The following is an 11,936-nucleotide window of genomic DNA, read 5'->3' as shown; positions in this document are numbered from 1 at the left end:
GAGAAACGAGAATCAGAAAAAAAATCCGAATTCTAAAATTCATTGTATAGCTTCTCCGGTGAGGGTCACGCACTGGGTTACTCCGAGGACCGCCCAAAACCAATATTCTTCAATCGTAATGTTCTTGATCGCTTTGCTTCCCGGTCTTTGGCGGAGCGCTTCTTTGTAAGCCCTTTCCATTTTCGTATTTTGACCGATGGGGAAGAAGTAATATTCCGGACTTAAAATTCCGAGAAAGCCGCAGGCTTGTCCTCTCACCGAACCCAGATTTTTTTCCGTTCCGGTTAACGTGGGTTGCAAAACGATCGGATCGGAGCTGCAATTTCCGAAATGAAAAAGAACTAAAAGAAAAATGAGAACAACGTTATACATGTACTATAAGCTATTATCGTAGATTGCAAATTCGTATGAAGTTCGTAAAGATTTTTTTGAAAAGCGGCTTGAATGTCTTCGGAGAAAAGCAAATCGAAGTCTTTTGAAGATAATATGCAAGTGCAAAAGAATTGAAAGTTTGAGGAAGTTTGACTGGAAGATATAAAATCTTCCAGTCAAACAAAATGAGATAACCGATTTTATACTCGGCTATTTCAGATTCAGAAAATCATTCGCCGTAAACGATTACGCATTCTTTGCTATAGAGATAAGCTAAGAATCCTTCAGAGCTTTTGTCAATAACAGCCACTTTTGTAATGTTTCCGTCTTTCATCGCTTCTGCAACACTACCTTCTCCGCCTGCATAAAACAAAGCAGAAAAAATCGAATATACATTGCAAGATCTTCCTTGTTTTAGAATTTTTGCATCTCCAGGACCCGCGATGCTATTTCCAGAAACGTGGTATTCTTCATTATGGAAAAGATAGGTTGGGTAAAGGGAAGATGCACAGTTTGAAGCCGTCATCGCAACTATAAAGATCGAAATTGAAATTATGATTTTTTTCATTTAATTACTCCCCGCTTACGATTGTGCAATAATTTTTATACAGTGCTCCAATTACGGATACAGTAGAATGGTCAATCGTTGCGATTCTTGAAATTTTATTTTCTAATGCTATTTTACCAGCGGAAGCTTTTCCAAAAGTAACGAGATGTAATATACTGTGCACGCAACCTTCGCCTTTTTTCAGCGACTGTACGCTATTGGATGTATTGATTTCTCCTGGGAAAGTCACATTAGTAAAAAGAGCGCCGTTGACAGGTCCCGTTGAGCAATTCGATAAAAGAGCAAAAAGGCCCATAATAACAAAGGAAATGATTATATTTTTTTTCATGTTCTTAATATCCTTCTTATTTTTTCTTTCCGGTAGCTGACTTTGCGTCCGCGCCCGTAGCGGAAATAGCCGTGGTAGATCCGTAAACTACTGTGCAAAAGCTATGATAGACAACGCCTAAAATTGCGAATTGCTCATATTCAATGTGAGAAACCTTTGTAATTTTGGATTGGGTTTTCGCAGCTTCGATCGAGGAATCTCCGAAAGCAACTAAACCTAGAATGCTTTTAGAACAAGCAGTTCCCATTGTGTCGCCGTTTTCCGCATTGTGACCGATAGGTCCCGGTATGGACCCGTTATGTACAAGAAGACCGCCTGAGCCAATTACAGACGCCGGATTTGCGTATTCTTTAGTAGGATTGGTGTTTGCACCTTTATACACCATAGCAATATAATTGAATCCTGTACAGTTACAGGCCCAGATTGCTACGAAACAAATCGCGAGCAGGGATTTGAGTCTCATTATTTTCTCCTGGAAAGTTTTATAAGAATTTTTAGGAAATTGAATTACTCTATTTCCTAAATACGGCACGTTAAAGAGAATTCATATATTTGTAAAGTTATTTAGGTCAAAGTTTGTGATTTTTTGTAGTTCTTTTTAAAACTTTCAGTAAAAAAAATAGATTCGTTGAATTGAAACGTTGTTTGGTTTCAGCTAATTAGAAAAAGATAATTGAATTCTAATATGCGATAAGTATATACTTCCTTGTTTCAGAGTGAGCCAAAAAGAAATAATTTTTTTAGAGTCTTGATTGAAAAGATCCCTTGAAGGAAGAATTTCCGATTAACGTAAAAGCCATATTCGAAGTGTCATACAACGTTTTTTTAGTTGTCTTATTCTTCCCAAAATGCCAAGCGGTTTTGATTGCGACCGAACATAGGAAACGAAAGCGGGCCGCAATCGGCCGGAGCGATTTTTGAGATCCCTTTCGATTTGGCCGCCGAATCCGCGCCCGCGCCTCGAGGTCGATCAAACCGTGGATATCATGAATCCTTCCTTCTCATGCCGATTTCGTATTCACATGGTTTGCCCGGTCGATTCGTCCCGGATATTTTGCCCTATCTGAAAAAAAGTTTTCTCATTCGGACACGAAACGTAATTTGCAAAAGGTGTAAGAAAGAATGAAAGATGATTTTGCGCGTCCTCATTCCGATTTTACTTTAGTTTTTTTCGGAAAGCATCTCCGATTCTTCCGGATCAAAAGAAAACGGAGATATGACGAGGGATATGTCGTCTTCTTCTTTTTGTTTTCTAATTTTTCCGAAAAGGCTTTTCCATTCTTGACCTCTGCGCACGGAAGTGGAAGTTTCGTTTTTTTGAATATAAAAAAGTGCGCATAGAAGGAGTTCTCTGTTGAATCCAGTCTGTTTGAGTTTTGCGTCCAAAAAATCCTCGTCGAGAGGTCGGTTGGATTCTACGATTTCCTGGAGAATTTCGATCGCCTGAACGTCGGAGACGCTTCCTCTTTGTCTGTAAATTCGATGAAGAGGATAGAGAATCTCTTTTCCCGCTTTTCCTTCCTTTTTGAGACTCAGATAAAACGCCCTTCGCGACATCGCCAAAGCGTCGTTATATCTCTTGTTCTGTAAGAATTCGAGTCCGGATTCGTAGGCGTAGATCGGTTCGTTTCTAAATATGGCGGCTCGATCAAGAAGGGCCTGTTCCAAAAGCGCGGATTGTTTTTTCTTTAAGGACAAAAGAAGAATCCGGTGTAAAAATGAATTTTCCGGAAAATAGAGAAGATACTTTTTACACTTTGCGATGGACTCGTCGATTTTTCCCGCTTCGTTGGAGCCGGTGACCTCCGCCTCGATCGCCGCGCGGTCTTCTTTGTAAGGATTGTTTTTTTGAATCCAAAGAAGTGTTTCTCTGTAATAATTTAAGTTTCCGAGTCTCGAGCTCAGGACAAGGGCCTTGTAACGGAATTCCGGATGTTCCGGTTTTTGAGTCAGGCTGAGCCTCGTAAATCGAAACGCCTTGTCCGGTTTTTTTAATTCTTCGAACCCGGAGATCATCTCTTGTAAGAGGGGAAGGTTTGCCGGCTCGATCTGAATGCTCTTTTCAAAACTTTCCAAGGCGGTCGTTAAGTCGCCTTTTCCGATCCAAGCCCTTCCTTCGATTTCGTAGTAGGCAGCGGTTCTTTTGGTTCCTAAAGAGTCCGCGATTTCCAATTTTTGGAGCGCTTCGTCGTAGCGGAGGCGTCCCAATTCTTCCTGAGCCTGCCTGAGCAACTCTCCGTAAGAAAAGGTTGAATTCCCATGTAGCGTTGAATAACCTGTGCAAAGTAAAAAAAAGAACCATGTGGATAGCAGTTTCCTAGGCGCTCTGTCAGGTAGAATTCTTCCCATCTTTTTAAACATCGGAACATTGAAAAAAAACAAGAGGTTCACTGAATGAATTCAGTTACGATTATTATCGCCATGTCTATTTTGGCGATCGTTACTGCAGTAGTCTACACCTTCAAAGTGATCGGCATCAAAGTCGGCGCTCAGGGTAGTAACGATAAAGAGACTCAAAAACTCATCGAAATATCATCCGCCATCTCCGAAGGAGCCATGGCCTTCCTGGTTCGGGAATACAAGGTCATTTCCGTTTTTATCGCCTTCATGGCGGTCCTGATCGTTCTTCTTTTGGACAATCCCGGTTCGGAAGGGTTCAATGACGGAATTCACACAGCGATCGCGTTCGTTTCTGGAGCCGTGATTTCCTGTCTCTGCGGTTTTATCGGAATGAAGATCGCAACCGCGGGCAACGTAAGAACCGCTGAAGCGGCAAAGACTTCCCTTTCCAAAGCCTTCCGGGTCGCTTTTGATTCCGGAGCCGTGATGGGATTCGGTCTTGTGGGTCTTGCGATTCTCGGGATGATCGTTCTTTTTCTGATTTTTACGGGAATGCATCCCGGAGTGGAAAAACACTTCCTCATGGAATCTCTGGCCGGTTTCGGTTTGGGCGGCTCCGCAGTGGCCCTTTTCGGTCGTGTCGGCGGCGGGATTTATACGAAAGCCGCGGACGTCGGAGCGGATTTGGTTGGAAAGGTGGAGAAGGGAATTCCTGAGGATGATCCGAGAAACCCCGCGACGATTGCGGATAACGTGGGAGACAACGTAGGTGACGTCGCCGGAATGGGAGCCGATCTTTTCGGTTCCTGCGCGGAAGCGACTTGCGCGGCCCTTGTGATCGGAGCGACGGCTTCGGCTCTTTCCGGATCGGTGGACGCTCTTTTGTATCCACTTCTCATTTCCGCTTTCGGAATCCCCGCTTCTCTTTTGACGAGCTTTCTCGCAAGAGTCAAAGAAGGCGGAAACGTAGAATCCGCTCTCAAAGTTCAGCTCTGGGTTTCCACACTTCTCGTTGCAGGAATTATGTATTTCGTGACGAACACGTTCATGGTGGATTCTTTTGAAATCGCCGGGAAGAACATCACAAAATGGGACGTTTATATTTCCATGGTTGTGGGTCTTTTTTCCGGAATGTTTATCGGAATCGTGACCGAGTATTATACTTCTCATTCTTATAAACCCGTAAGAGAAGTGGCGGAAGCGTCCAATACCGGGGCCGCTACGAACATCATCTACGGACTTTCGCTCGGATATCATTCTTCCGTGATTCCTGTGATTCTTCTCGTAATCACCATCGTAACCGCGAACATTCTCGCGGGAATGTATGGAATCGCGATTGCGGCTCTCGGGATGATCTCCACGATCGCGATCGGTCTTACAATCGACGCTTACGGTCCTGTTTCGGATAACGCGGGCGGGATTGCGGAAATGGCGGAGCTCGGAAAGGAAGTCCGAGACAGAACTGACAACTTGGACGCGGCGGGAAATACCACTGCGGCGATCGGAAAAGGGTTTGCGATCGGTTCCGCGGCTCTGACTTCTCTCGCGCTTTTTGCGGCGTTTATCACGAGAACTCACACGACTAGTTTGGAAATTCTAAACCCGGAAGTATTCGGGGGATTGATGTTCGGAGCGATGTTGCCGTTTCTATTCACTGCGATGACGATGAAGTCCGTAGGAAAAGCCGCCGTGGACATGGTGGAAGAAGTCCGCAAACAGTTCCGTGAAATTCCCGGAATTATGGAAGGGAAGAACAAGCCGGACTACAAACGTTGTGTGGATATTTCTACGACTGCGGCACTGAGAGAGATGATTCTTCCTGGATTGCTCGTTCTCGTAACCCCGATCGTTGTAGGATATCTTTTCGGAGTGAAGTCGCTCGCGGGAGTTCTTGCGGGGGCTCTTGTTGCCGGTGTGGTTCTTGCGATCTCCGCGGCGAATTCCGGCGGAGGATGGGACAACGCAAAGAAATACATCGAGAAAAAAGCGGGCGGAAAAGGCTCCGACCAACACAAAGCGGCTGTCGTCGGCGATACCGTTGGAGATCCGTTCAAGGATACGTCCGGACCTTCGATCAACATTCTTATTAAATTGATGGCGATCACAAGCCTCGTCTTTGCTGAATTTTTTGTTCAGCACGGCGGATTGGTTTTGAGATTCTTTCAATAATAAAATTTAGAATTCGATTCTAAATTTGAAAGAAGCCCTTTTCGCAAAAATGCGGGAAGGGCTTTCCTTTTTTGGAGATCGGAATCGAATCGGGTCAAAGTTCCTATGATTGTAGAGGAAAGAACGGTTTATTTTTTTCTAAAAACTTTTTCGGGCGTGCCTCCGCAAAATTCTTTCCTTTCGAGTGTGCGGAGTCGCGCTCTCCGCTTCAGTCAAGTTATTGGATGAAGCGGGAGAGAATCGTTTTGAATTTCGAGAGCAATAACTTGACTCCGCGTCGATCGCTCACGCGGCCTTTTTGAAAAAACGATTGCGGCGATTTCTTTCGAGCTTATCAAGAAAAGATAAATATGGAGAATCTATGATTAAGAACGGTCTTTTTATTATTTCAGTATTTCTTAATATTCTTTTTATCCTTAAAGGGATTTATACTTTGCTGGATGGATATCCCGAGAAACAGAACGGGGAACTCGGAATTTTGAAAAAAGATCTGGTAGTCGGGAAATTCGATGGTAAAGAAAGGTTGTTCAAATTGCCGAAAGGACTGGTCGTTAGAGACGCCTCTGCCTCCGGGGTCGGTTACTTTGAACCGAATCGATTTAAGATCATCGTTACTTCGGATCGGGAGAATTTGGTCGATTACGACGTCACCGAGAAAGAGATTTCCGATTTCAACGCGGAATATTACTCTGTTAAGTGAATTCTCGATCCTGTTTTGGCTGCGCTTTGTCGTTGGAAATATTTTTTCGTAGATTTTTGAGATCAGTCTGGAAAGGGGTCGGGGAGAAATTCACTCGTGATCGGGTCGGGTTCGAAGTGTAAGGCACGGGAGATTTGATTTTTCCGTATATCTAAGGTCCATATCATTTGGTAAACGGTATGGAACTGAGGAACTCCTCGGTTCATCGTATCGACGATGGAATCCCCGACTCCGACGTCTTCCAACCAAAGGAGATAGTTAAAAAGAAAACACCGCGAAACACCGTGAGCGGCCGCCAAAGCCCCCAAGACCGCCCAAACTCCCGAAGGCACATGAATCGTCATCTTCTTGAGATCTCCGACTCCCCAATTGTATTTGATCTTACCGGCTTTCCAGTGAAGACGATCCAGGGAAGCTACGTATTTCGCATAACGGATCAAAAGAAGGGGAAGTTTCCGGGAAAGCGCCTTTTTTTGAATCTTGTCTAAACGATTCCAATAACTGAACGGAATTAAAAGAGAATCCGTGCCGACCTCGCCTTCATTCAAAGCGGAGAGAATCTTCTTTTCGGAAGAAAGTAAAAGAATGTCCATACCCGGAACGGTTCTTCTTAGTCGCGAAACGGATTCCAAAAATGAAAAAAAATCTAAAAAAATAAATCCCGAGAAAAAACGAACTCTTAGTAAATCGATTCAAAATAAGGATCCTGAAGAATCGCAATGGAAATCTGATCTTTCAAATGGTTCCGCTCCACTTTCTCACTTGCAAATCGGCCGAAGTAATTCTATTTCATCCGTATGAAACTCAGATCCTTAGCGGCACCCGCTCTTTTTTCCGTACTCTACGCGACTACCGTCCAGTATTTGATCAGAATCGAATCCTTCAAAAATTTAGGGATTACGATGGCATACGGAGGAGTTTTTATTCTTCCTTTTTTGATCGGTCTGATCAGCGTTTATTGGGCTGAAAGGGAAAAAACGCGCTCTATATTCTTTCATATCTTTTTTCCTTGGTTGCCCACGACGATTTCGATGTTCTTATCCTTTCTCGTAAACTGGGAAGGAATGATTTGTCTGATCATGGGTCTTCCGATCTATCTCGTCCTGTCGAGTGTAGGCGGGATCGCGGTCGGAATCTGGTTCTATATCTTTCCGAAAAACCGGATGAACCTTCTCGGTGCGTTAGGCATCCTTTCCCTGCCACTCGTTTCCGGATATTTAGAATCACACTGGGATCTTCCGAATGAAATCCGTTTTGTAGAAACGTCGATTCGAATCGAAGCGACTCCGGAAAAAATCTGGAAGAACATCATCCGCATTCCCGAACTCGAAAAAACAGAGCATGGATTTTTTTATACGATGGGATTTCCGAGACCGCTTGAAGCGACGCTCTCTCGCGACGGGGTCGGCGGAATTCGAGAGGCAAAATTCGAAAAGGGACTTTTATTTTATGAGACGATTACGGAATGGAAACCTCTCCGCCGATTGAAGTTCGAAATCAAAGCGGATCCGAATCTCACCCCGCTCACAACGTTAGACACACATGTCGTTCCGGGCGGGCCTTACTTCGACGCGCTTCAGGGAGAATACGAGCTCGAATATCTTCAAAACGCCGATCCTACGGAGAAACAAAACGTGGTCTTACATCTCAGAAGCAAATATCGTCTTTCTACGCATTTCAATTTTTACGCCTCTCTCTGGGGGGATTTTTTGATGAGAGACATTCAAAATACGATTTTAAGAATTTTGAAAAAGAGAATGGAGAATTCGTAGAACGGTTTGGCCGAAAACGATGTAGATCTTTTTCTAAGACTAAAAAAAGTGTGGGAACTCATACGTTTTTTGAAATCTCACGGGACGACTTGAAATGCCGCAGGGGACGTAATCCGTAGGAACTCACACAAGTTAGAATTTGACGATTTTACCTACCGTGATCTTTGGAAATACAGGCCGGATCCGAATCAACGAGTTTGCTTCCCCGATAATTCGCCCCGAAAAAAACGCCAAACCGACCGAAATTCGTCCAAACACCGGGCCGTCCATCATTCGTTCTTGGGTTTTGTCCGTCGATATGCACATGGCCTATATAAACCGCTCGGTTGGAATCGGTTCTTTCTTTGCTCAACTTCGAAAGCAAAACGGGAATGTCCGAATACCAGAGCGTAATTTTGATCGGAATCTCCGAACCCTCCGATTCGAATTTCGGCCGGTCGACCGCGAACTTTTTAAGATTTGGAAAACCGTCGAATCCTTGATCGGAAGCCCAGTTCGGTTTTGAACCGCGCTTAACGTGCCTGATTAATACGAAATCGATTTTTTTCTTATTCTCGTTTTCGTCCAAAACGGAAACGTTTTCTAAAAGAATATCGAACGCGTCTTCGCCGATCTCCCGATCGAACCATCTTATCGGATTGAGAATGTTTAAAAATTCGAAAAAAGAAGAACCGGGAATATGAGGATGACCCTTCAAGTCCTCCTTCTTGACGGCTTTTTGAATATAAAAATGAGAATCCGGTTCTTTGACAAAGACCGCGGAATCTGCGGAAAGAATTCTCACTCGAGAGATATTTTCGACGGAATATAACTTCCCGGATCCTATCAGAAATCCGACACAAAAAAGAATCGAAACGCGGATTTGAAAGAAGCGGGTTCGGGACTTATAACTTACAAATCTCTTCATACAATCTTTCCGCCGCTCCCCGACCGTGGGATACAAATTCGGAGTTTTGTTTTCGGATCTTCTCGATTTTGTCGGCGGGAAAATTCAAAATTCTTAATATATCCTCCGGTTTGTTCACTACAAACAGGCCTCCCGTGTTTTTCAGGATCGTCGCCTCCGGAGAATTCGAAATTTTTGGCCCCGTCATCAGAGGAAGACCGAACGTCGCCGGTTCTAAAACGTTGTGGACCCGGTTGTGAAGCGCACCTCCGACGTATGCAAAGTCTACGGCCTGATACGCGAACGCAAGAATTCCCAAAACGTCGAAGACGATCGTTTGAGCGCTCATCCTTTCATACGGAGTGGAGGTCCAAGTCTGGTATTCCATCTTTGCGTCCTGAAGTCTGTGTTCGATGGACCGGATTCTCTCCGGAGAAGTTTTGTGGGGAAAAATCCAGAACGCGAATTCGTTTAACAAATCCGGCTGTTTTTCCCCGGCGAGTTTGAAAAAGGAGACAAAAAGTTCCTCACAGGGTTCGTAAGTAGATGCAAATAGTATAATTTTTGAATATGGATAATTCTTAGGTTTTACAAACTCCTTTTTGTTATCCTCGATTTTTTTTAAGACCGAATCGAACCGAGTGTCGCCTAAAACTTTTACCGGAATTTTTTCCGGCGCGAGAGATCGAAACGTTTCGTAAAAACTTTCGTGCGAAGGATAAATTCCGCTTAGATTCCGGAAAACGGATTTTGTCAACATTCCTAAAATTCCCTTTTTGCGGCTTCCGATCACTGCGGATCCCAAAATCACTTTTGTTCCGAATCGTTTTGCGGAGACGATCAGATTCGGCCAAGTGTCCCAAGCCATCAAAACGAGAACCTTGGGACGGAAGTGTTTGAAAATCCAGTCGTAACCGAAAGGGGTGTCGATCGGAAGACGAAAGGTTTCATCGGCGGGAAACGCTTCGAGTTGAGAATCTCTAACGCTCTCCGAAAAAACGGATTGAAGTAAAAAAGTGGAAGGCTCTTTTTTTCGAAACTCCAAAGCCAGTGCGCGGCACTGATCCAATTCTCCCACGGAAGCGGCGTGAAGCCAGACGGTTTTTTTTCCGGAAGAATCAAATGGTTTGGAAAGAATTCTTCTTTGATCGTATTTGCGTTTTTGGAAAAAAATTCTTCCCGCAGGAAATAAGAAGCAAAGGGGCACGATAAAGATACGAAGAAGGATCGTCAGGATTTGATAGAGAAAAATCATTGGTTTATGAGCGGAGTTCTATTTGCTTTTGATCTGATGGATACCTTGATCAAGGATCCCTTTCATTCTGCACTTTATAAAATACTTCCCAGCGAATCGAGAGAAAAATTCATTCAGGGAAGAGAAAGAAACGCCTTTATCGAATTCGAAAAAGGACATATCGAAGAGGAGGAATTTTTCGAAAGATTTTATCTTCCCGAATTTAGAAATTCGGATCTTCCGGATCCGCGCAGGATCAAGGAACTGATGTTTCAAAAAGTACGTCTCATCCAGGAAAGCGTCGGGATCGTAAAACTCCTAAAAGCGAACGGAAACAAACTCGTCCTCGCGAGCAATTATTCCATCTGGTACAAGGAGCTCGAAAAATTTCCTGAAATGCAGGATGTTTTTTCCCAATTCGATCAACTCTATTTTTCCTGCGAACTCGGAACGAGAAAACCCGCCGAGGAATACTTTCAATGGATCCAAACGGATTATCCAGATATGCGTTACGTTCTGATAGACGACAACGCGACTAACGTGGAAGCCGCCGGATACGTCGGTTGGGATACCTTTCGGTTCAGTTCTAAAAATCCTTCCGAGCTCGGAGAATTTTTTAAAAACCAGTACCCCAATTATCTTTGATCTCCGCGCCGGGATAGGCTTCGTCTCTTGTGTCCACGAGAAGGCCCATCCGATCCAAGTAAAAAACGAAGTCTCCCTTTTTTTGAAACGGACCGGGGATCAGTCGAATCGCCGCGATCTCGAAAGGATAACGCAGGCTGGAATTGAGCTTTGCGTTCCTCGCGGGGATCTCCAATTTTTTTTCGATTCTTTTCCAACCGTCAAAACTCAAATCGCTCAGTTCGATCACGATTTCTTTGGACCTGTATTGATGGAGGACCAATTCTATCTTTGCATTCTGGGACGAAGCGTACATCCAGAAAAAAATCCTGGTCGGAGCTCCGATCGGAAGACGGATCTTTTCCTTCGGGCGGATCTCCAGATGCGCGTGTTTCGGATTTTCAAAAAAAGTCTGCACCATCATCGAACGGTAGTCGTTGGCGGAATTGAGCGTCGGATACAATTCTCTTTCTTTTACGAACGCGGAATTGGAAGGAATTTGAGAATTGAACCGGACCTCGTTTAAAAAAGAAACTCCTCTGTAAATTTCCCAAGGCCTTTCCCCGTCGAAAGAATCCACAAGAAAAAGATTGTATTGCTTCCAGTCCGAGAGTATCTTTTCCAAGATCAGAACCCGGCTGATTTCGTCCTCGTCCCTTTTGACGGGAGCCGCGGAAAGATCCGAAAGTTTTCCGAAAAGGTTCCAGATAAAAAAGAAGAATGGGACGAGAATGATAAAACGGAGTTTCACAGGATTCTATTCGGTGAAAACGGGACTTAAAAAGAGACACTTATCCCGTTTTCCCTTCCCTTTTCGGAGGAAAAAACCGATATTCTAAAAAGGTATGCCCATGAGACGAGACCAGTTGAAAATCTTACTTTCCGGAATTCTAGTTTTACTCTTAGGATCCTTGATCCTCTACAGTTATCTCTTTCGGGAAGA

Annotated in this window: 13 protein-coding genes; 4 read left to right on the top strand and 9 right to left on the bottom strand. The window is 44.1% G+C overall.

What is annotated here, in order from left to right; translation table 11 throughout:
* Nucleotides 1–39: 39 nt before the first annotated feature.
* The 5 genes from CH376_RS22570 to CH376_RS22545 form a co-directional block, all read right to left on the bottom strand.
* The gene (locus tag CH376_RS22570; protein ID WP_100784147.1) at nt 40–372 is read right to left on the bottom strand and encodes a hypothetical protein; all 333 of its coding nucleotides are present in this window, start codon (nt 370–372) and stop codon (nt 40–42) included.
* 229 nt (nt 373–601) lie between these two features.
* Nucleotides 602–940: a TRL domain-containing protein gene (locus tag CH376_RS22565; protein ID WP_100784148.1), complete on the bottom strand. Its 339-nt coding sequence runs from the start codon at nt 938–940 to the stop codon at nt 602–604.
* A 4-nt stretch (nt 941–944) separates the two neighbouring features.
* Complete coding sequence (locus tag CH376_RS22560; protein WP_100784149.1) at nt 945–1,268, bottom strand: TRL-like family protein; 324 nt, start codon at nt 1,266–1,268, stop codon at nt 945–947.
* Nucleotides 1,269–1,284: 16 nt separating this feature from the next.
* On the bottom strand, nt 1,285–1,731 hold the full coding sequence (gene lsa14, locus CH376_RS22555; protein ID WP_100784150.1) for an adhesin Lsa14: 447 nt from the start codon (nt 1,729–1,731) through the stop codon (nt 1,285–1,287).
* A 698-nt stretch (nt 1,732–2,429) separates the two neighbouring features.
* Entirely contained in the window at nt 2,430–3,650 is a 1,221-nt protein-coding gene (locus tag CH376_RS22545) for a tetratricopeptide repeat protein (protein ID WP_100784152.1), read from the bottom strand.
* Between the two features lie 12 nt (nt 3,651–3,662).
* On the opposite strand from CH376_RS22545, the gene CH376_RS22540 reads away from it, so the two are divergent.
* Nucleotides 3,663–5,777: a sodium-translocating pyrophosphatase gene (locus tag CH376_RS22540; RefSeq protein WP_100784153.1), complete on the top strand. Its 2,115-nt coding sequence runs from the start codon at nt 3,663–3,665 to the stop codon at nt 5,775–5,777.
* Between the two features lie 361 nt (nt 5,778–6,138).
* Nucleotides 6,139–6,477 carry a hypothetical protein gene (locus tag CH376_RS22530; RefSeq protein ID WP_100784155.1) on the top strand — a complete coding sequence of 113 codons (339 nt, stop codon included), beginning with the start codon at nt 6,139–6,141 and terminating at the stop codon, nt 6,475–6,477.
* A 62-nt stretch (nt 6,478–6,539) separates the two neighbouring features.
* Here the strand turns inward: CH376_RS22530 and CH376_RS22525 are convergent, their stop codons facing one another.
* Entirely contained in the window at nt 6,540–7,070 is a 531-nt protein-coding gene (locus CH376_RS22525) for a DUF1564 domain-containing protein (protein WP_100784156.1), read from the bottom strand.
* Nucleotides 7,071–7,274: 204 nt separating this feature from the next.
* On the opposite strand from CH376_RS22525, the gene CH376_RS22520 reads away from it, so the two are divergent.
* The gene (locus tag CH376_RS22520) at nt 7,275–8,249 is read left to right on the top strand and encodes an SRPBCC family protein (protein WP_243394665.1); all 975 of its coding nucleotides are present in this window, start codon (nt 7,275–7,277) and stop codon (nt 8,247–8,249) included.
* A gap of 148 nt (nt 8,250–8,397) precedes the next feature.
* Here CH376_RS22520 and CH376_RS22515 read toward each other — a convergent pair whose 3' ends face one another.
* Nucleotides 8,398–9,156 carry a hypothetical protein gene (locus tag CH376_RS22515; protein ID WP_100784158.1) on the bottom strand — a complete coding sequence of 253 codons (759 nt, stop codon included), beginning with the start codon at nt 9,154–9,156 and terminating at the stop codon, nt 8,398–8,400.
* Entirely contained in the window at nt 9,134–10,390 is a 1,257-nt protein-coding gene (locus CH376_RS22510) for a 3-deoxy-D-manno-octulosonic acid transferase (RefSeq protein WP_100784159.1), read from the bottom strand. Before CH376_RS22510 ends, CH376_RS22515 begins: the two co-directional genes overlap by 23 nt.
* Nucleotides 10,391–10,396: 6 nt before the next feature.
* Here CH376_RS22510 and CH376_RS22505 point away from each other — a divergent pair, with 6 nt between their 5' ends.
* Nucleotides 10,397–11,014 carry an HAD family hydrolase gene (locus CH376_RS22505; RefSeq protein WP_100784160.1) on the top strand — a complete coding sequence of 206 codons (618 nt, stop codon included), beginning with the start codon at nt 10,397–10,399 and terminating at the stop codon, nt 11,012–11,014.
* Here CH376_RS22505 and CH376_RS22500 read toward each other — a convergent pair.
* The gene (locus CH376_RS22500; protein ID WP_100784483.1) at nt 10,986–11,729 is read right to left on the bottom strand and encodes a flagellar filament outer layer protein FlaA; all 744 of its coding nucleotides are present in this window, start codon (nt 11,727–11,729) and stop codon (nt 10,986–10,988) included. The two genes, CH376_RS22505 and CH376_RS22500, sit on opposite strands and share 29 nt — an antisense overlap.
* Nucleotides 11,730–11,936: the final 207 nt, after the last annotated feature.

This window comes from Leptospira adleri (genome assembly GCF_002811985.1).
GTDB lineage: Bacteria > Spirochaetota > Leptospiria > Leptospirales > Leptospiraceae > Leptospira > Leptospira adleri.
The sequence above is the reverse complement of the archived record's forward strand: the minus strand, read 5'-3'. Positions and strand labels throughout refer to the sequence as shown.

Bases quoted from the DNA above. Each gene is read 5' to 3' on its own strand.
- CH376_RS22510 (WP_100784159.1), bottom strand. From the start codon at position 10,390: ATGATTTTTCTCTATCAAATCCTGACGATCCTTCTTCGTATCTTTATC.
- lsa14 (WP_100784150.1), bottom strand. From the start codon at position 1,731: ATGAGACTCAAATCCCTGCTCGCGATTTGTTTCGTAGCAATCTGGGCC.
- CH376_RS22530 (WP_100784155.1), top strand. From the start codon at position 6,139: ATGATTAAGAACGGTCTTTTTATTATTTCAGTATTTCTTAATATTCTT.
- CH376_RS22520 (WP_243394665.1), top strand. From the start codon at position 7,275: ATGAAACTCAGATCCTTAGCGGCACCCGCTCTTTTTTCCGTACTCTAC.
- CH376_RS22505 (WP_100784160.1), top strand. From the start codon at position 10,397: ATGAGCGGAGTTCTATTTGCTTTTGATCTGATGGATACCTTGATCAAG.
- CH376_RS22570 (WP_100784147.1), bottom strand. From the start codon at position 372: ATGTATAACGTTGTTCTCATTTTTCTTTTAGTTCTTTTTCATTTCGGA.
- CH376_RS22515 (WP_100784158.1), bottom strand. From the start codon at position 9,156: ATGAAGAGATTTGTAAGTTATAAGTCCCGAACCCGCTTCTTTCAAATC.
- CH376_RS22525 (WP_100784156.1), bottom strand. From the start codon at position 7,070: ATGGACATTCTTTTACTTTCTTCCGAAAAGAAGATTCTCTCCGCTTTG.
- CH376_RS22560 (WP_100784149.1), bottom strand. From the start codon at position 1,268: ATGAAAAAAAATATAATCATTTCCTTTGTTATTATGGGCCTTTTTGCT.
- CH376_RS22565 (WP_100784148.1), bottom strand. From the start codon at position 940: ATGAAAAAAATCATAATTTCAATTTCGATCTTTATAGTTGCGATGACG.
- CH376_RS22540 (WP_100784153.1), top strand. From the start codon at position 3,663: ATGAATTCAGTTACGATTATTATCGCCATGTCTATTTTGGCGATCGTT.